Here is a 19,136-nt window from a genome sequence, read left to right on the forward strand (position 1 = left end):
GCTTAATATGGGTAAAAATAATGCAAAAAGCGGTATTGTTTTTTGGCTACTTATCTGGCTTCTTGGACTTGCGGGGCAGTTATGCTGGAATATGGAGAATCAGTGGTTTAACACCTTTGTATATGCCAAGATAGCCAAGGACCCGACTATCATTTCATGGATGCTTGCAATATCTGCAGCAGCAACCACAGTTTCTACATTTCTTTTTGGATGTGTCTCCGACAGAAAGGGTAATAGAAAGACTCTTGTGTCTGTGGGATATATCCTCTGGGGAATTTTCACCATTATCTTTGGAACAACAGAATTTATGAATAAAGGCAGTGATTCTGCACTTATTGGAATTGCATTTGCAGTAGTAGCAGCTGATGCAATCATGAGCTTTTTTGGCTCCATGGGAAATGATATAGGTTTTAATGCCTGGATCAATGACCATATGACACCTGATAACTCTGGTGCTTTGGGAGCAGCTCTTGCTGTACAGCCAGTAATAGGAACCATTGTGGGAACTATTGCGGGAGGATTACTTGTTGGTGCAGATGACAACTATATGAGATTATTTACAGTTATTGGAGGAAGTGTGATCCTTCTGGGAATAGTATCACTGTTTGGAATGAAGGATGTTGATAGCTTAAAGCCATCAATAAAGGGCTCATTTTCAGAGCAGTTCTTTTCAATATTTAACATAAAAACATATCTCCAGCACAGAGAACTTGTATTTGTAAATCTGATGCTTGCGGTATACTTTATATCTTTTAACGTGTACTTTTCACATCTTGGGAACTTCATGATCTATTATCTTGGATTTACAGCAGACACTATGGGACTTATAGAAGGCGTGGGTCTTATTGTTGCTATGTTTGTGACTATTCCTGCTATTAAGCTTATAAAGGCTGACAGATCGTCGCTTCTGATATTTGCAGCGATAATTTTGAATTCTATTGGGCTTCTTGCTATTGGGCTTTTCGTATCACCTACAAACGTTGACCCGAGTACCATATGGAATCCAAATCTTATGGCAGGAATGCTGTTTGTTGGCGTTGGATATATTCTCTTTTTACAGACTATCACAGTATGGTCAAAGCGTCTTTACCCTGAGGATTCAAGAGGACAGTTTGAGGGGATCAGGATTGTCTTTTACGTGCTGATACCTATGGTGATCGCGCCGCTTATATCCAATCCTGTTATCAAAAATAGCGGCGAATTTGTTGATGAGTACGGATTTACTGAATATCTGCCTACAAATGCTGTTTTTATCGCAGGGCTCATAGTGCTACTTGTAACGCTGATTCCACTGTATTTTGCTGATAGAGAGCATAAAAAGTAATTGATGAATAAATATAAGGCATATAGTGGCAATTGGTTGCTATATGTCTTTATTTTTGTATGCCAGAGGAAAACGGCTATAAGTTATGTGATGGTGTAACACTTACGGGAACAGGAATGGTTAATGGTAAACTTCACATTCAGTGTAAGTATGATGATATCCTTAATACAGACAATCATGGATATATTTATCTGAAAAACTCTTCTGGAGAAGTTGACGAGTATTATAGCAGCATATCTTTCTGGGCAGACAATAAAACTGATAGTTACGAAGAGTATATTTTTGATATTCCATATGATGAGTTAGTTGAATTCGAAATATGGGGTGAATTCTGGACTTGTAACAATGCTCCCATACAAGGGGAGTGGCAAGTTACATTCGCAATTTCAGAATGATAATAAATATTAAAGACCAAAATGAGAATTAGTTATTGACATAAAATTATCTGACAGTTATACTTACAACTAATATTTTTCTGAAATTCAATTAACCGATTACCAAACATACAAACAATATAAGGACGTACATATGATTTTATCCAGACTCGTCAATTCAATGCTCACTACCAAATCCGTGAATAATAATCAGGGGTTTAAAAGTGTTGAACTGATGAGGATAAGAGAATTGCAGTATATTATATAAAAACAAGCAATTCAAAAGATATACCTATGAATTCATTCCTCATCATACTAATTCAGTTTGATGAGGATTTTTTTTACCAAAAGAAATACGAATACAGAATAGGAGAAAAGAAAAAATGAGTCTTAAGCTGATCAAACTAACAAAAGAATACGAACACCAGCTTGGTGAGATGATCGATGAGTGGAAAGAAGATCAGGTCAAAAATAATACTGATCGTTCACCTTATGCAATCTTTAAAAATGATTATCACGATTTTGATTACTATCTTGAGAATCTGGAACTTAAGGAAGCAAGAGACGGCCTTGTGCCAGACTCAACTTTTTTCCTTCTTGATGAAGACAGGAACAGACTTCTTGGGGCTGTCAACATCCGCCATTATCTGAACGATCACCTTCTTAGAGAAGGCGGACATATAGGCGATGGCATAAGACCTTCAGAAAGACGTAAAGGCTATGCTAGTAAGATGATAGGCATGGCACTTGAAGAATGCAGGAAGCTTGGAATAGAAAATGTCCTTATAAGTTGCCATAAGACCAATATAGGCTCTGCCAAGTCCATAATGAATAACGGCGGAGTCCTTGAAAATGAGGTCACAGATGAAGACGGCGAAATCCTGCAGAGATACTGGATCACTTTATAAGCGTCTAACCTGAAATATATAGGGATTACAGAAATAGTTATTACGAGGAGACAAACTCATGAGAATCAAAGAACAGCAATACCAGCTCCCCAATGGTGAAATTGCCATTATAAAAAGTGCAGGCCCTGAAGATGCCATGCAGATCAAAACTCACAGAGAGCTGACTTCTTCCGAGACCCATTTCATGGCAAGAGAGCCTGAAGATGGTCAGATGAATTTGGAAAGGATTACCGAAATCCTGAAAGGTGTTTCGGAAAGTGACAGAGACTTCATGGTAACAGCCTATGTTGACGGCAAGGTAGTAGGCGATCTTGGAGTTACCCTTGTAAGACCACATGTAAAATATCTCCATCGCGGATACCTTGGAATGTCCATCCGCCAGACTTATACAGGCATGGGTCTTGGAAGCTTCATGATGAAGACAGCTCTTGAACAGGCCAGAGAGAACGGCTTTGAGCAGGTAGAACTTGGTGTATTTGCAGACAACGACAGAGCAAGACATCTCTACAAGAAATTCGGCTTTAAAGAATATGGCGTAAACCCAAGAGCTTTCAAACTTAAAGACGGCACTTACATTGATGAGATAATCATGGCGAATATTTTTGATGAGGAATAATATATGATAACCAAAAACGAAATTCCGGTTTTAGAATACGAGGATTTTGTACTTTTAGCTTGCCAAGCCTCTATTATCGTGATAATATGTGAATCTGTACGCAAAAATGAAAACCGTTTTTGCAAATTGGTTAAGAAATAGGAGATATATTAAATGTTAGTTAGAATTCAGTACAAATCATTAGATGACAATACTAAACGTGCCATAGAGGCCGGACAGCTAAACAAGAACCAGCTTACACAGATAAATGCAAGCATAACAGAACATGTTAATTCTAAAAAGAAAAATGTGATCGTTTCTTTTGCTATTATGCTTATACTGTTTGTATTCATGACAGTTTCGATGTTAAGTAATACAGCATTGGAAGACAAAACACATCTGTTCATATTCATAATCCCTGTTTTTGCTATGATCCTTATCATGGAATATGTTTCTGCATGGCTTGCATATGGACGCCTTCGCAGTCAGTTCAACAAAGCTCTTAAAAAGGGCTATCCGGGATCTTACGGTGAGTTTCTGGTATGATAGGATAGCTCACACAGTAGGTAGATACAGGATGTATTTCTATGTACGGAGATACAGGATGTATCTAGTACATGTCCAGAAATACAGGGATATATTTCTATGTACGGGGATACAGGATGTATATAGTACATGCCCAGAAATACAGGGATGTATTTCTATGTACGGCATATTTGCTAGTATTTCATGTATGGGTGAAGAGTCTATTCTCTTTACCCATATTTTTTCATCTCTTTGATGAACTGCTTGGCGATTGGAGATAGCTTGGTGTCAGATCGCTTGATATAGCCTATGCGCATTACCTCATCACTTTGAAGAGGGATGGATGTGTATCCATCTCCGTTGAGCTCTTTGCAGATGACACCGCTGCACAGAGTGAAGCCGTCTAAGAGAGTCATCATATTAAGGGCAGTCGCTCTGTCATTTACATGGATTATTTTTTTATAAGGATATGTGCTCAGAACTTCCTCTGCATAATAGAAGGAATTTTTCTCTCCCTGATGGAAAGATAGGCAAGGGTATTCTTCCAAGTCGCTTATGGATACACTCTTTTCACCGGCAAGAGGATGATCTGAACTTAGATATGCGTAGGTATTGCAGGTAAAAAGTTCTGTGAACACCAGATTGTTCTCCTTAAAATCATCATTTAGTACTTTTTCATTGAAGTTGTTAAGATACAGGATTCCAAGTTCACTTCGCATATTCTTGACATCCTGGATTATCTCGCTTGTTCTTGTCTCGTATATGGCGAAGTCATATTCATCCATTCCTGCTTTTAATATAGTCTTGGAGAAAGCTTCTACAGCGAATGTATAGTGCTGTGCGGATACGTAGAATTTCTTCTCGTTTTCAGGCTTGCCCTGATAGTGGTCTTCCATGAGTTTGTACTGCTCTAAGATCTGGCGGGCATAGCCTACGAATTCACTGCCTTCTGTAGTAAGTGTTATGCCTCTGTTACTTCTTGAAAAGATGCTGATCCCAAGCTCCTTCTCAATCTCTCGCACAGCTCCTGACAGGCTTGGCTGTGATATATAGAGTGCCTTGGAAGCTTCATTGATGGAACCGCGTTCTGCAATTTCTATTACATATTTCATCTGCTGTAGTGTCATGGTCAACCTCGTGATGTGGTGAATCTGTGGGTAATAGAGCCTTCGATTAAGGTGAATTTGATTGGCTTTATTACTATATTTATTGAATACTATGATGCCATCTGATATCAGCTTTTATTAGGGTGATACGAATCATACATAAATATACCATTGTTTTGCTATATATAGAATAACAATATACATATAGCAGCGGCTATTGGAAAATAATATGTGCTTTGCGGATTGCTTATAAAAACTAGTAATTAAAACAATATGGAATTGATCAGTTGTTAATAATAGCTTCCCTGTTATAGTTTTAGGCTATAACAAGTTCTTGGATTTAGGAATTATACAAGCTCATCTCTATAGTGTATTGTTATTTCAACAGCAAGAAACCTAATTCGAATAGGACAACACAAAAGATAACAATAACGAAATGATCAATATAAAGGTCATTGCAAACAACTAAAAAGATCATCAATTATAAATTGATAAGGTAAATGGAGGATGAGAGTATGAGCGAACATAATTACAAATTTGAAACATTACAGTTACATGTAGGTCAGGAACAGGCGGATCCTACTACAGATTCAAGAGCAGTACCGATCTATCAGACAACATCATATGTATTCCATAGTGCACAACATGCTGCAGACAGATTTAACTTAAGAGATGCAGGTAACATATACGGAAGACTTACAAACTCAACACAGGGCGTACTTGAAGAGAGAATAGCAGCTCTTGAAGGCGGTGTAGCAGCACTTGGAGTTGCAGCAGGAGCAGCAGCTGTAACATATGCAATACTTGCACTTGCTAAGGCAGGCGACAACGTAGTAGCACAGAAGACAATCTACGGAGGAAGTTATAACCTCCTTGATCAGACACTTCCCGGATATGGCATCAGCACAACTTTTGTAGATGTACATAACCTTGACGAAGTTGAAAAAGCTATTAACGATAAGACTAAAGCAGTCTTCATTGAAACTCTTGGAAATCCTCATTCGGATATTCCGGACATCGATGCACTTGCAGAGCTTGCTCATAAGCACGGCATACCGCTTGTGATCGATAATACATTTGGAACACCTTACCTTATCAGACCTATCGAACATGGCGCAGATGTCGTAGTACACTCTGCGACCAAGTTCATAGGCGGACATGGAACAACCTTGGGCGGAATCATTGTAGACAGCGGTAAGTTTGACTGGAAGGCTTCAGGTAAGTTCCCTCAGTTCACAGAGCCCAATGCAAGCTATCATGGCGTATCCTTTGTAGACGCAGCAGGCCCTGCAGCATTCGTAACTTACATAAGAGCTATCCTTTTAAGAGATACAGGAGCAACACTTGCACCTATCAGCGCATGGATCCTCCTTCAGGGACTTGAGACACTTTCACTTCGTCTTGAAAGACACGCTGAGAATACCAAGAAGGTTGTAGAGTTCCTTGCTAATCACCCTCTTGTAGAGAAGGTTAACCATCCATCTCTTCCTGATCATCCTGATCATGAGCTTTATAACAAGTACTTCCCGAATGGAGGCGCTTCAATCTTCACATTCAACATTAAGGGCGGCCAGAAGGAAGCATATGCATTCATCGATGGACTTAAGATTTTCTCACTTCTTGCTAACGTAGCAGATGTAAAGAGCCTTGTAATCCATCCTTATGACACAACACATGCAGAGATGACACCTGAGCAGCTTGAGGCGGCTGGTATCTACCAGAACACAATCCGTCTCTCAATCGGAACAGAGCACATCGACGACATTCTCTGGGATCTCGAGCAGGGCTTCAAGGCAGTAGCAGAGGTTAGCCCTGAGCTCGTAGAAAAAGCAGTATAAGTTTTGTAAACTATATAAGTGTGGATTTATAAAGATATAGTATCAAAACCTTATATAAAATCTGACTTGTAAGTCAGAAACAAAGTACAGTGTAACAACAAAATTTGCCATTTTTAGCATTGATAAATTGCCAACTACATACCAAAAAGTATAATTGCCGATACTTGTTTGAAATAGTTTTCAAACTCTGGTCTGTAAATCTCCTATACCTTATTACCTGAGGGCCGCTTGTCCGGTGACGAATGTCATTCGGAGGGCGGCTTTCTTGATGCTTTATTAAGGGCATGTTGACAGTAGTATATGTTTGTTTTTAAAATACCTAGTGAAGTAGTAGGAAAATAACCAAATAGAGGATTATGATGATATATCTTGATCACGCGGCTACGACCCGCCCGGAATCAGCTGTAGTAGAAGCTATGATTCCTTTTTTGACTGATAATTATATGAACCCTTCATCGTTCTACCAGCCTGCAGTCAGGACCAGAATGCAGGTAGAGAGAGCCAGAAGGAATATCGCACAGTTTATAAATGCTCCATATGACAGCATCATATTCACAAGCGGCGGTACTGAGTCTGATAACTGGGCTATCCGCATGGGAGCAAAGATAAGTGAAGATAAGGGAAAGCATATCATAACAACCAGGATAGAGCACCCGGCTGTCCTTAATACAGCCCGCTTCATGCAGGAACAGGGATATGAAGTTACATATCTTGATGTGGACAGCACTGGACGTATAGATCTTGAAAGCCTTGAAAACGCTATACGTAAGGACACAGTTCTTATATCTATAATGCATGCCAACAATGAGCTTGGAACTATCCAGCCTATCAGGGAGATAGGAAGAATAGCCCATGATCATGGTATATTGTTTCATACAGATGCAGTTCAGACCTTCGGACATTTGAAAATAGATGTAAATGAGTGTAATATTGATCTTCTGAGCGCCAGTGCACATAAGCTGTATGGCCCTAAAGGAATCGGCCTTTTATATATTAAAGACAGGAAGAAGTTTGCAAAACTCTTATTTGGAGGAAGCCAGGAGCTTGGACTTCGCCCCGGAACTGAGAATGTAGCTGATATCATAGGTTTTGACAAGGCTGTAGAGATAGCTGCTTGCAAGATGGATGCAGATACAGCTGTTATAAGTGCTTTAAGAGATAGTCTTAAAAGTGGGATTCTTAATAATATAAGAGGCGCCATTATCAATGAAAATGAAAATGAGCATCTTCCGGGAACTTTAAATGTAACATTTCCTTCAGTAAGCGCCGAAACAATCCTTATAAGGCTTGATCTAAACGGTATATGTGCATCAGCCGGAAGTGCCTGCAGCGCAGGAGCCTTAGAGCCTTCGCATGTATTAATTGCGATAGGTAAAAGCGAGGATGAAGCCGGAAGGACTATCCGCTTTAGTATAGGAAGAGAGAATACGCAGGATGATATAGATAAGACTGTGAAGGTGTTATCAGAGCTTTTTTCCTGATGGAGGGATATATTAAATAACCTTGTGATATTTTTTTGTACTTGGATTTGTTTTGTATAGGTTTTGTATTTTGATCATTTTTGTATTCAGATTAGGTAAGGTAATATATGAGTAAAAAAGTTGTAGTAGGTATGTCAGGCGGTGTTGATTCATCAGTTTGTGCCTATCTGTTAAAAGAACAGGGATATGAAGTCATCGGAGCTACCATGCAGATATGGCAGTCTGATGAATGCAAGATAGAAAAAGAAGGAAGCTGCTGCGGAATCTCTGCTGTAGAGGATGCAAGGAGAGTAGCAGAGTGTCTGGATATCCCCTATTATGTCATGAACTTCAGGCAGGAGTTCAGGAAGGATGTTATCGACCGCTTCACAAGCTCATATCTTATGGGTCTTACACCTAACCCGTGTATTGCCTGCAACAGATATGTGAAGTGGGGAGCTTTTTTAAAACGCGCCAGCGAGATAGGTGCAGACTTCCTTGCGACAGGACACTATGCAAGAGTAGAACAGCTACCAAATGGAAGATTCTCTGTAAAGAAGTCTGTAACTGCTGAGAAGGATCAGACCTATGTCCTTTACAACCTGACTCAGGAAGAGCTCGCCCATACCCTTATGCCTGTAGGCGAATATACCAAGCCTCAGATAAGAGAGATAGCAGAGAAGTTAAACCTTCCGGTTGCACACAAGAAGGACAGTCAGGATATATGCTTTGTAGAAGACGGCGATTATGCCCGCTTTATCAAGGAAGAGACAGGTACTCTTGGCCAAAAAGGTGTGTTTAAACTGGTAGACGGAGAGGTTGTCGGCAAGCATACAGGAACAGTCCAGTACACAATAGGCCAGCGCAAAGGCCTTGGAATAGCTCTCGGTCACCCTGTATATGTAACCGGTATAGATGCAGAGACAGGTGATGTTATCCTTGGCTCTAATGATGACCTTTTTAGCGATGTTGTATATGCAACAGACATCAATCACATGGGTGAGGAGCGCTTCGATGAGAATAAGACTTATACAGCGAAGGTAAGATATTCTCAGACCAGCGTACCTTGCCACGTAAAATATGTTGATGACAACACTATTAAAATTGAATTTGAAAGCAAAGTCCGCGCCGCAACACCAGGCCAGGCAGCAGTAATCTACGATGGTGAATTCATCGCAGGTGGCGGAATGATAATTAGGAAATAATATATGCCTACAGCTTACAAGTGATCATAACTTTAGCTGTAGGCATTTGTTTTTCTATGATCTGTATAATAGTGTTCTCCTGCTGATTTGATAAAAATTAATATAAAATGCATATTTATACTTTTCATAATGTTAAAATTGTGATATAGTTTGTTTTGCATAAAAATAAATTATATAGGAATAAATATACATGAAGAAGAAATTATTAATTTTACAAGCTATTATTATGATGCTGGCAGCAACAGGCTGCAGTGCAGAAGATAAGGGTAAGAGCGTCGAGTCTGTTGATGATCTTCCGGGTGCTACTATAGGTGTTCAGCTTGGTACAACTGGCGATATCTATGCAAGTGATTATGAAGCTCCGGAGTATGGATCTACTGTAGAGAGATTTAATAAAATTACAGACGCTGTTCAGGCTCTGAAGCAGAGCAAGATCGACTGCGTTATAGCAGATGAGCAGCCTGCTATTGCTTCTATAGAGACAGAGCCCGGTCTTGTGATCTTAGATGAGCCTTTTGCCCTTGAAGAGTATGCAATGGTTGTTGCCAAAGACAATGATGAGCTTCTTGCTGATATCAATGATGCTCTGGTTCAGCTCAAGGATGATGGTACACTTGACAGCATCATAGCCAATTATATAGGCGATGATACTAAAGGTAAGACTCCATACGTAAGTCCCGAAGGAACTACTTATGAGAACGGAACTTTGGTAGTAGCTACCAATGCTGCATTTAAGCCTTATGAATACTATGATGGCAATGAGGTCGTTGGTATTGATATAGATATCATCCGTGCCATAGGTGACATCCTTCATATGGATATCGAGATTGAGGATATTGAGTTTGATGCTATCATAAGTGCAGTCAGCTCACACAAGGCTGATGTTGGTATCGCTGGTATGACTATGACCCAGGAGAGAGCCAAGTCTATCAACTTCTCCGATTCATATGTTACAAGTAAACAGGTTATGATAGTTCGCGGTGACAATGCATCTTTTTCCAACATAGGTTTTGTAGACAAAATCTATCAGAACTTCGTACAAAATGACAGATGGGCATATGTACTCTCTGGACTTAAGAACACTCTTATCATAGCGCTGTGTGCTGTAATCCTTGGTGTGTTCATAGGTTTCCTTGTAGGTATCGTAAGAGTTGCTCATGATAAGACCGGTGTACTTCCTATACTTAATGCTATCTGCAAGCTGTATCTTACGATCATCCGCGGAACACCTGCTATGATCCAGCTCCTTATCATCTACTATGTAGTATTCCAGTCAGTTAATATATCCAAGATCCTGGTTGCAGTTATAGCTTTTGCCATTAACTCTGGTGCATACGTAGCTGAGATCATAAGAGGCGGTATCATGTCTATTGATGAAGGTCAGACAGAAGCAGGACGCAGCCTTGGCCTTAATTACAGGCAGACTATGATCTACATAATCCTTCCGCAGGCAGTCAAGAACGTACTTCCTTCACTTGCCAACGAGTTCATCACTCTTATTAAGGAGACTTCTATCTGCGGTTATATCGGCCTTATGGATCTTACAAGAGGCGGAGATATTATCAGAAGCCAGACTTATGAACCGTTCCTTCCTCTTATAGCTGTAGCTCTTATCTATCTTGTGATCGTAGAGATCCTTACAGTGCTTGTAGGCAGATGGGAGAAGAGTCTTCGCAAATCCGACAGATAATTGGAAAATGGAATATTTTCATGATTTAGATTAAGAAAAAGACACATAGTCTCTAAGGCTGCTTTGAGACTTATAGCATAAGATATAGAGGTAATTATTTTGAGCGGAAATATAAATGATCAGATTTTAATAGATGTAAAGAATCTTTCTAAAGCTTTTGATGATGTAAGTGTTCTTGAAAATGTAGACCTGCAGATCAGGAAGGGCGAAGTTGTAGCTATCATCGGACCTTCCGGATGCGGCAAGTCAACTTTTATCAGAACTCTTAATCAGCTTGAAAAGGTCACAGGCGGCAATATACTTCTTGACGGCGAGGATATCACTTCAAAGTCAGCTGATATCAACCAGATCAGAAGGAGAGTGGGAATGGTATTCCAGCATTTTAACCTTTTCCCTCACCTTACGATCCTTCAGAATCTCACACTTGCTCCTGTGAAGCTTAAGATCATGTCCCAAAAAGAGGCGCAGGACAAGGCTTCCCAGCTCTTAAAAAGAGTAGGACTTTATGACAAAAAAGATTCATATCCTGATAGCCTTTCAGGCGGACAGAAGCAGAGAATCGCGATCGCAAGGGCGCTTGTCATGAACCCTGAAGTGATGCTCTTCGATGAGCCTACATCAGCTCTTGATCCTGAGATGGTTGGAGAGGTTCTGTCTCTTATGAAGGAACTTGCAGATGAAGGCATGACAATGGTTGTCGTAACTCACGAGATGAGATTTGCAAGAGAAGTTGCAGACAGAGTCCTGTTCTTCGATGAAAAAGGTATCAAAGAACAGGGAACTCCCGAAGAGATCTTCGAAACTCCTAAGAGCGACAGACTTAAGGAATTTCTGTCCAGGGTATTATAAATGAAGGATTGGATTTGGGTTTAGTTATCGAATCTAGCGGTATCTGTTCTGAATCCCATGAGCCGTCAGCGTGTATGGTAATAAGCTCTGCACCACGCTGTTTTGTTTCCTTTTCAATACCGGGCATAGCGAGATAGTCAATGCTCATACCGTAGGTTAGGCGGATGCCTTTATATTCAAGGGATGCATTGTTGTAGTGGTCGTGGCCACAGAAAAAACCTGTTGTGCTTCCAAGTTCAAGGGCTGTGTCGAACATCTTGCTGGGATAGTCGGAACAGCATACGAGGTCGTTGGTGATGCCGCCGTGGTCGCCGGGGTTCTCACCATAGAAATATTTTACTTCATCACTTCCTTCAAGATAAAGTTCAGTGGCAGTCTTGTATTCCTGCAAGGGGATATGGAAGAACACCAATGAGTTTACCGTGTGACCTGCCTCAGAGTTCATGCGCATTATTTCATCAGTGTACCACTCTACTTGGTCGTCGTGGATATAGTCATAGACGTTGATGCCCTCGCCTGTGTAGGCGTTGGAGTCTATCATAAATAGCCCCGTGTTCAGTGAACCGTCGGAGTTTCTGATTTCTATAAGTTGATTATTTCTGCCCATAACATCGGGTTGAATGTAGGGGTAAAGTAAAGTCCCAGACGTCTTAAATGACAGTGATTTGTACACTTCGTTTAGTTCCCGTTTATTGGCTGATGCAAGTGACTCTGTGTCGTGGTTGCCATAGGTGAATGCCCACGGGATTCCAGTGTTTCGCATAAATGCCGCAAACTGTCCAACAGGTGCCGTGTTATTCAGAGACATTGACATGATGCCTAGAGGAAAACTAAGATCACCTGTTACTATAACAAGGTCAGGGTGTGTATGCTCTATCTCTGCATAGCAAGCCTTTAGAGCTTTCATATCTTTGCGGTAAGAATACAGACTCCCTCCAATGTGAATATCGGTAAGGTGCAGTATCTTAAAATCGTCGGTTGACTTTGTAATAGTATAAATGCCAGTGGAGTCATTGTATTCTATATTATGAATGTTATGTTCCACAATGGGAACAGAGTTGATGTAGCTTTGCGTATACCATGTGTCCTGCCTCAAGAACATAATTCCTGATGTCGTAACAACGAAAGCCGTGTAAAGAGCTATTCTTGGCTTGTTAATAACTATATTTTGAAATGTGATTTTTCGTCTGAGAGTAAAGTTATAAGTTGTTATGAGTAGCCCGAAGATAATTCCAGCTGTCAAGAAGACATTTACTGGGAATGGTATATTCTTGCTCTTGATGATAGTAAATGCAAACACTATAAGCCAGTAAACGGCTGAAAATGTAGTAATGCCGATGATGTGCTTTTTATACTTTTTTATGTCGGGATTGTTTATTCGTTGCCTTATCATTTTTAGGCTTAGAATATTTTTTATTAGCAGAAAAACTGGTATCTCGATAACTATGCTGTTATTGAAGAAATTTTCAGAAAATTCAGCTGATTTTGAATGTCCGAAAAAGATAAAACTAAGTTCCGATGCCACAAATGCGAATAACACAGCAAAAAGCAGAGCGATTCCGTTTAACAGACGCTTTGAGTATTTGTCGCTACGTGCGCGGAGGTATTTGTAGGCATCAGTGTCGTATTTATTTCCTACAGCGGACTTCTCTGTTTTCAGATATTTACAGAATGGAATTGATGCAATAAAAAGATCGACTGTTATTAAAATAATATTCCCCAATATTGCAGAAGGTGCAGACACGATATTATATATCAGCCAAAAGACTTGCAACATAGCAAACACAGAAAATGCCGATGTAAGATATATTCTTAATCGTTGTTTCCATATTTCTTTTTTTAGTATGCGATAGTCTACTGCTTGTGTTTCGCCACGCCATTTTTTCGCATCATCAGCAGAAAAACCAGCAAGTTCTGCCATTTGCGACAGCTTCCCATATTTGCCGAGAAGCTCTTCCAACGCCTCGTCTTCGTGGCGGTTAGCTTTTATTATATCAAACTCTGTGTTGAGAGCGTCCTCTATCTTTTCTTGCGCCTGTACAACTTCTTCAGAATAGGGGATGTCATCAAACATCATATCAATGATAGCTTTTATCTTACGATTGGGAATGTTCTGATCAGTTTTCTTTCTTATGATTTTCATTTGTTATTCCCTTTCTTATAATAATTACAAACAGCTTTAAATCCTTTGTTCTAACATTATATCATTTAATTATCGACGAATTTAAGTATGAATGCTTTTGTGTATTCTCCGTAGGGTTGTATTAGATGTATTTCATAACCATGCATATCCATGACCTGCTTGGCGACGGACAGACCCAGGCCACTTCCTTTAGTTTGGGAGCGGGAGTCTTCGCCTTTGACGAAGGGTTCAAAAAGTTCTTCTTCGGATTTTGTTATTGCATCGCCGCTGTCAGCTACGGCGAGGAATTCGACGCCGGCAAGTTTTGTGATTTCAAATCCGACTTTAATTCCGGAAGGGTTATGACGGATGATGTTGATTATCAGGTTTTCTATAACTCTTTTTAGGTGGAGTTCGTCGGCACTTATATAGAAGGTATCTTCAGGGATATTTATATCTACTTCCATTCCGGCGTCTTCTAGGTCTGTATAGCTGTTTGCAATAATATCAGTTAGGAAGGCGTGGAGGTCTATTTTTTTTCTATCCAGAGTAAATCCGGCACTTCCGACTCTGACGTATTCAAATAGTAAAGTTATGAGTTCGGTCATTCTCTTTGACTTTGAAGCTATTGCGGTAAGATACTCTTTTTTCTGAGCATCATCTTTGACCATGCCATCATTTATGGCTGTAGCATAGCCGCCTATTGTCATTATTGGAGTACGCAGGTCATGGGCGAAATCTGAGAGCATAAGGTTACGTTGGGCTTCAAAATCTTTTCGTTCCTGATCACGTTCTTTTTCCAAGATTTCTACCTGTTTGGTGACTATTGTTGCATATGTAAGTATGCCTATTATGACAGGCAGAGCCAGAAGGAAAATTGATAAAAGAATGAGGAATACGGCTGCGGATGTTCTAAATGAACCGAATATAAATGCGTTGTTGCCGGTAAGGATTCCCAGTATTAAAAATGGGATGTTAGTAACTGATAAAGCAGATGATCCCGGAATTCCCATGAGTATACCTATTAAAGGGAAAAATGCATAGTTAATAACAGCATTTATCGCAAGTTCTATGATAACGACAATTATTAGGACAAGAATGAGTCGTTTTATTAAAAAGCTTTTGAGTTTATGCATACCAGCCTCACTTTATTCTTTCTCAATACGATAACCAAGGCCTCTTACTGTCTTGATGTAGGCTGATGGGTCATCGTCAAGCTTGGACCTTAGCTTGCTTATAGCTACCATGATATTGTTATCAGCGACTACGTAATTATCTCCCCAGGCATATTCATAGATCTTTTCTTTAGTAAAAACTTTACCTGGATTTTCCATGAAGAGTTCCATCATCTTAAGTTCTGTTGAGGTGAGCTCTATCTTATTATCGCCGCGGTAGAGAATGCAGGCATCTCTGTCGAGTTTAAGATCTCTGAGAGAAAGAAGTCCTTCTTTCTTTACTTCCATATCTCCTTTTAAAGAGTGGTAACGGCGGAGGTTGGAACGGACTCTTGCAACAGCTTCAAGAGGGTTGAAGGGCTTTACCATATAGTCATCTGCTCCAAGGTCGAGACCTATGATCTTGTCAGGATCGGTATCCTTGGCGGATATGATGATAACAGGAATGTTATTGCTTTTCCTAAGCTCTTTTAGCACATTAAAACCGTCCATTTCCGGCATCATGACATCAAGCAGGCAGAGACTTACGTCTCCGCCTGCAAGAACTTTAAGAGCTTCTTTGCCATCGCCAGCTTCTGCAACTGCATAACCTTCATTTTCGAGATATAGTTTTAGTAAACTTCTGATTTCAGCTTCATCATCTGCTATGAGGATCTTGTCCATCAGGTGACTCCTTCTTAAAGTGAATCTTTTTATGTTTCTATGCCAGAAGCATAATGTCTTATTTTGTAGCGTGAATGTTATTTTTTAGTTTTCTTCGATAGCAAGTCTTCCATACTCGAGCTTCTCATAAAGAGCTGCGTTGGTCATGTTTCTATAAGGTGTTACATAGAATGTGCCAAGGAGTCCAAGTGTGAATAATGAAAGGATTTCCCATCCGATGAAAGAGAGGTCAAGTACGAATGCGTGCCACTTCTGGCCTTTCATCATTTCTTTACTCTTAGCGAATACTTCTTTGCTTGTAAGCTCTGGGTGATCAGCAAGGATGTAAGGGATCATACGATATTCATACATTTTTACAATACCAGGAATGATGAGGAGCAAACTCCAAAGAGCTGTGTACAGATCTCTGAAGAAAACAGTCTTTACAACAGTCTTGTAATTGTTATCAAATGCATATGCAACTTCACTTACGTTAGCTTTCTGGTTGAGGTTTCTTGTGAAGAATCTCTTGCAACCAACTTCCATAGGGTTGAGTATAAGGATATCAATGGCGATAGCTGTACCAATTAAAATAAGTACTACTGTTACAAGTACGAGGATTAGTACAATTATCATTCCTGCGCCGAATTTACCACTATCGATCATGTTAGAAACATGTTCGATTCTACCAGGAATGCTTTCAGGTGAATTGCTAAGTTCATAGCTGGAATTTCCATCAGAAAATTCTAATTTACCATCTTCTGTAGTTCTAAAGGGGAAATTCATTGAATTATTATCTGTAACGTTTTCTGTCTGATATTCTGTATTAACAGTATTATCAGTGCCTTTCTTTTCTGTAAGACTCTTTCCTGCAATAGAGCTTCCTGTTGAACCGAGTATGAATGCAAGTATCAGACTTACAAGCACGGTCTTCCAGTAGTTTACAGATAACGATTTCTTTGCCTTTTCTTTAAGTTCTTTTCTTGTCCACATGATTTTTATCCTCCGTTTATGTGAGTGCCGAATGAATTTGCGTTTTGTTCAATCGGTGTTGTTATCTTATGAACAAAGGATATCATCCGAACCTTTCTGATAAACCTAAAGAACCTTAACATAACCTTAACACTCGCATAACTTAGACTTAGCATAGGTCCCATTTGGGGGATTGTGCCTTGGCAGATACCACTGATATAATCCTCGATCTACCTTGCCACTCGTCGTAGGGGCTTTGGCTGTTCGCATTATGAGTAGTGAGAACGTGAAGTTATTGTACGATTGAACATACGATGCCCCTGGACACTCCTCGTACGGATAACGATAGAGGATTATATCAGTGGTATCTGCCAAATCTACGTTATTGTATCTCAAACAAATGGGAAGTACGATGTGATTGCGTTATGTATATTATATACATATGGTATTGTTGCGTGAATAAGTAAATTAGGAAACCTAAGTTGAAAAAGCAAAAAAACAAAGTAGAAAAAATAAAGTGAAAAACAAGTATGAAAAAAACCGTCTGTATCATGGAATCTTTGATGAAGATATATATGCTAAAATAGTAGTGATAAGGTTGATATTATAAGGAGAAACACAGGCTTGAGACGATATATAGCAGATATGCATTTTGATGATGATATAGTTAATAAACTCATGGATAAGCGCGGCTTTGAAACTGTGGATGAGATGAATGAGTATATGATAAGCCAGTGGAACAGCGTGGTCCAGAAGAGGGATGAGGTTGTGATCCTTGGAGATTTCATTATGTCCAAGGATGTTAAGCGTGCCAAGGAGATAATACTTAGGCTCCATGGTAAGAAATTCATGGTTCTTGGAAATCATGATCATGTGCTGAGAAAGACCGCTTTCGACAGAACTCTTTTCCAGAAGATGTCTGATTATATGGAGCTTCATGACAATAACCGCAGAGTCGTATGCTCTCATTATCCTATTATGTGTTACAACAGGCAGTATGACTTGGTGAATGGCAAGGCGCATTCTTATATGCTCCACGGTCATATTCATGCAACATCTGATCAGGATTTTGTAGACAGATATGTACTTGAAAACAGGAAGAGGACTCGCGTGGTAAGACCTAAGGGCGGCGATGAGATGACAATTCCTATTCCTTGCGAGATCATAAACTGCTTTTGTATGTATTCAGATTATAAGCCGCTTCCTTTGGATGAGTGGATTAAGATCAATGAAAAGAGATTGAGCGAGGTTAATCTTTAAGAAAAAACACTGTTTGGAAACGTGATAGTTCGTGTTCCAAACAGTGTTTTGGGTTTTAGATATTAAGCTCAAGGATTATCGGTGCGTGGTCCTGACGCTCGCCTGAATCCAGCATCTCGGATTTTGTAACCTTATCTTTTATTCTGTCACTAACAAGGAAGTAATCAATTCTCCATCCGGAGTTGTTGATCTTACTAGTCTTAATACGCTGTGCCCACCAGGAGTATACATTTGGTATATTGCCATTGACGTGTCTGAAGGTATCTACAAATCCGGCATTAAGAAGGTTAGTAAAACCTTCGCGTTCCTCATCTGTGAAGCCAGCTGACATGTGATTGCTATCGGGATTAGCAAGATCAATCTCTTCATGAGCTACGTTGTAATCACCGCATGAGATAACAGGCTTTTGTGAATCAAGCTTTTTCATATAATCAGTATACTTTTTATCCCATTCCTGACGATCCTTAAGGCGCTTTAAACCATCACCTGCATTAGGTGTGTATACAAGGTTGAAGAAGAACTTCTCGTGTTCAAGAGTGATCATCCTTCCTTCACAGTCCATAGTATCAGGAGCCCCTATTGTCGGGAAATCCGCTTCTAATTTCATACCCTTTTTATAAAGAGCCATAGTTCCTGCATAGCCCTTCCTTGCAGGCTCATGAGAACTTACATATACAAAATCATATTCGGGAAAATAAGACTTAAGTGCTTCTTCCTGCTTTGCATTCATGCCTTTTTCAGGAAGCTTGGTCTCCTGAATGGCGATGATATCAGCGTCTTCTGCTGCGATTGTATCAAGCACCTTGCGGCTGAGCTCTGAACGAGGACTTGTGCCTGTAAGCGCGGCATTTATTGAATCTATATTCCAAGAGATGAATTTCATATGAAGAACTCCTTTTTGATTGTATTTTCAATCATAATAATAGCATAAGCTGATGGGAGATTATAGAAGTAGATAGGTGGAAAGGAGTTATAACATGAGTACTAAAAAATATGGGAGGCAACTGCATCAAATGGAAAAAAATGGATAAAAGTTGCTTACTATGTAGATGGTGGATGGGATACAGGCTGGGTAATAGCATCACAAGTAG

General features: G+C 39.8%; 17 protein-coding genes. 11 read left to right on the plus strand and 6 right to left on the minus strand.

Annotation, left to right across the window (positions count from 1 at the left end; translation table 11 throughout):
* The first annotated feature begins 7 nt into the window (after positions 1–7).
* The 5 genes from BMX21_RS04150 to BMX21_RS04170 all read left to right on the plus strand — a co-directional run bounded on the left by BMX21_RS04150 (position 8) and on the right by BMX21_RS04170 (position 3,747).
* Positions 8–1,324, plus strand: coding sequence for an MFS transporter (locus tag BMX21_RS04150; RefSeq protein ID WP_092041640.1), 1,317 nt, complete (start codon positions 8–10; stop codon positions 1,322–1,324).
* A gap of 32 nt (positions 1,325–1,356) precedes the next feature.
* Positions 1,357–1,719 carry a hypothetical protein gene (locus BMX21_RS04155; RefSeq protein ID WP_092041644.1) on the plus strand — a complete coding sequence of 121 codons (363 nt, stop codon included), beginning with the start codon at positions 1,357–1,359 and terminating at the stop codon, positions 1,717–1,719.
* Between the two features lie 362 nt (positions 1,720–2,081).
* On the plus strand, positions 2,082–2,606 hold the full coding sequence (locus tag BMX21_RS04160; protein ID WP_092041648.1) for a GNAT family N-acetyltransferase: 525 nt from the start codon (positions 2,082–2,084) through the stop codon (positions 2,604–2,606).
* Between the two features lie 58 nt (positions 2,607–2,664).
* Positions 2,665–3,222, plus strand: coding sequence for a GNAT family N-acetyltransferase (locus BMX21_RS04165; protein WP_092041651.1), 558 nt, complete (start codon positions 2,665–2,667; stop codon positions 3,220–3,222).
* 153 nt (positions 3,223–3,375) lie between these two features.
* The gene (locus BMX21_RS04170; RefSeq protein ID WP_022754022.1) at positions 3,376–3,747 is read left to right on the plus strand and encodes a hypothetical protein; all 372 of its coding nucleotides are present in this window, start codon (positions 3,376–3,378) and stop codon (positions 3,745–3,747) included.
* 209 nt (positions 3,748–3,956) lie between these two features.
* On the opposite strand, the gene BMX21_RS04175 is transcribed toward BMX21_RS04170, so the two are convergent.
* Entirely contained in the window at positions 3,957–4,853 is an 897-nt protein-coding gene (locus BMX21_RS04175) for a LysR family transcriptional regulator (protein ID WP_092041656.1), read from the minus strand.
* Positions 4,854–5,347: 494 nt separating this feature from the next.
* On the opposite strand from BMX21_RS04175, the gene BMX21_RS04180 reads away from it, so the two are divergent.
* From BMX21_RS04180 to BMX21_RS04200, 5 genes are all read left to right on the plus strand, one after another.
* Complete coding sequence (locus BMX21_RS04180; RefSeq protein ID WP_022754024.1) at positions 5,348–6,670, plus strand: O-acetylhomoserine aminocarboxypropyltransferase/cysteine synthase family protein; 1,323 nt, start codon at positions 5,348–5,350, stop codon at positions 6,668–6,670.
* Positions 6,671–7,026: 356 nt separating this feature from the next.
* Positions 7,027–8,151: a cysteine desulfurase family protein gene (locus BMX21_RS04185; protein ID WP_092041660.1), complete on the plus strand. Its 1,125-nt coding sequence runs from the start codon at positions 7,027–7,029 to the stop codon at positions 8,149–8,151.
* A 107-nt stretch (positions 8,152–8,258) separates the two neighbouring features.
* Positions 8,259–9,335, plus strand: coding sequence for a tRNA 2-thiouridine(34) synthase MnmA (gene mnmA, locus BMX21_RS04190; protein ID WP_092041663.1), 1,077 nt, complete (start codon positions 8,259–8,261; stop codon positions 9,333–9,335).
* A 190-nt stretch (positions 9,336–9,525) separates the two neighbouring features.
* Positions 9,526–11,025 carry an ABC transporter substrate-binding protein/permease gene (locus tag BMX21_RS04195; RefSeq protein WP_092041667.1) on the plus strand — a complete coding sequence of 500 codons (1,500 nt, stop codon included), beginning with the start codon at positions 9,526–9,528 and terminating at the stop codon, positions 11,023–11,025.
* A 99-nt stretch (positions 11,026–11,124) separates the two neighbouring features.
* On the plus strand, positions 11,125–11,874 hold the full coding sequence (locus BMX21_RS04200; RefSeq protein WP_278303924.1) for an amino acid ABC transporter ATP-binding protein: 750 nt from the start codon (positions 11,125–11,127) through the stop codon (positions 11,872–11,874).
* On the opposite strand, the gene BMX21_RS04205 is transcribed toward BMX21_RS04200, so the two are convergent.
* The 4 genes from BMX21_RS04205 to BMX21_RS04220 all read right to left on the minus strand — a co-directional run bounded on the left by BMX21_RS04205 (position 11,846) and on the right by BMX21_RS04220 (position 16,806).
* Positions 11,846–14,017 carry a metallophosphoesterase gene (locus BMX21_RS04205; protein ID WP_242952868.1) on the minus strand — a complete coding sequence of 724 codons (2,172 nt, stop codon included), beginning with the start codon at positions 14,015–14,017 and terminating at the stop codon, positions 11,846–11,848. The two genes, BMX21_RS04200 and BMX21_RS04205, sit on opposite strands and share 29 nt — an antisense overlap.
* Before the next feature lie 65 nt (positions 14,018–14,082).
* Positions 14,083–15,132, minus strand: a complete 1,050-nt coding sequence (locus BMX21_RS04210; RefSeq protein WP_092041671.1) for a sensor histidine kinase — start codon at positions 15,130–15,132, stop codon at positions 14,083–14,085.
* A 12-nt stretch (positions 15,133–15,144) separates the two neighbouring features.
* Positions 15,145–15,834 carry a response regulator transcription factor gene (locus tag BMX21_RS04215; RefSeq protein WP_092041674.1) on the minus strand — a complete coding sequence of 230 codons (690 nt, stop codon included), beginning with the start codon at positions 15,832–15,834 and terminating at the stop codon, positions 15,145–15,147.
* A gap of 84 nt (positions 15,835–15,918) precedes the next feature.
* Positions 15,919–16,806: a DUF975 family protein gene (locus BMX21_RS04220; RefSeq protein WP_092041679.1), complete on the minus strand. Its 888-nt coding sequence runs from the start codon at positions 16,804–16,806 to the stop codon at positions 15,919–15,921.
* Positions 16,807–17,409: 603 nt separating this feature from the next.
* On the opposite strand from BMX21_RS04220, the gene BMX21_RS04225 reads away from it, so the two are divergent.
* Positions 17,410–18,045, plus strand: a complete 636-nt coding sequence (locus tag BMX21_RS04225; protein WP_092041683.1) for a metallophosphoesterase — start codon at positions 17,410–17,412, stop codon at positions 18,043–18,045.
* A 55-nt stretch (positions 18,046–18,100) separates the two neighbouring features.
* Here the strand turns inward: BMX21_RS04225 and BMX21_RS04230 are convergent, their stop codons facing one another.
* Complete coding sequence (locus BMX21_RS04230; protein ID WP_092041688.1) at positions 18,101–18,928, minus strand: exodeoxyribonuclease III; 828 nt, start codon at positions 18,926–18,928, stop codon at positions 18,101–18,103.
* Positions 18,929–19,136 lie beyond the last annotated feature (208 nt).

It is taken from the genome of Butyrivibrio sp. TB, assembly GCF_900110805.1.
Lineage (GTDB): Bacteria > Bacillota > Clostridia > Lachnospirales > Lachnospiraceae > Butyrivibrio > Butyrivibrio fibrisolvens_C.

Coding starts and splice junctions, on each gene's coding strand:
- BMX21_RS04195 (WP_092041667.1), top strand. CDS start 9,526: ATGAAGAAGAAATTATTAATTTTACAAGCTATTATTATGATGCTGGCA.
- BMX21_RS04175 (WP_092041656.1), bottom strand. CDS start 4,853: ATGACACTACAGCAGATGAAATATGTAATAGAAATTGCAGAACGCGGT.
- BMX21_RS04230 (WP_092041688.1), bottom strand. CDS start 18,928: ATGAAATTCATCTCTTGGAATATAGATTCAATAAATGCCGCGCTTACA.
- BMX21_RS04180 (WP_022754024.1), top strand. CDS start 5,348: ATGAGCGAACATAATTACAAATTTGAAACATTACAGTTACATGTAGGT.
- mnmA (WP_092041663.1), top strand. CDS start 8,259: ATGAGTAAAAAAGTTGTAGTAGGTATGTCAGGCGGTGTTGATTCATCA.
- BMX21_RS04215 (WP_092041674.1), bottom strand. CDS start 15,834: ATGGACAAGATCCTCATAGCAGATGATGAAGCTGAAATCAGAAGTTTA.
- BMX21_RS04160 (WP_092041648.1), top strand. CDS start 2,082: ATGAGTCTTAAGCTGATCAAACTAACAAAAGAATACGAACACCAGCTT.
- BMX21_RS04150 (WP_092041640.1), top strand. CDS start 8: ATGGGTAAAAATAATGCAAAAAGCGGTATTGTTTTTTGGCTACTTATC.
- BMX21_RS04165 (WP_092041651.1), top strand. CDS start 2,665: ATGAGAATCAAAGAACAGCAATACCAGCTCCCCAATGGTGAAATTGCC.
- BMX21_RS04220 (WP_092041679.1), bottom strand. CDS start 16,806: ATGTGGACAAGAAAAGAACTTAAAGAAAAGGCAAAGAAATCGTTATCT.
- BMX21_RS04185 (WP_092041660.1), top strand. CDS start 7,027: ATGATGATATATCTTGATCACGCGGCTACGACCCGCCCGGAATCAGCT.
- BMX21_RS04210 (WP_092041671.1), bottom strand. CDS start 15,132: ATGCATAAACTCAAAAGCTTTTTAATAAAACGACTCATTCTTGTCCTA.
- BMX21_RS04205 (WP_242952868.1), bottom strand. CDS start 14,017: ATGAAAATCATAAGAAAGAAAACTGATCAGAACATTCCCAATCGTAAG.
- BMX21_RS04170 (WP_022754022.1), top strand. CDS start 3,376: ATGTTAGTTAGAATTCAGTACAAATCATTAGATGACAATACTAAACGT.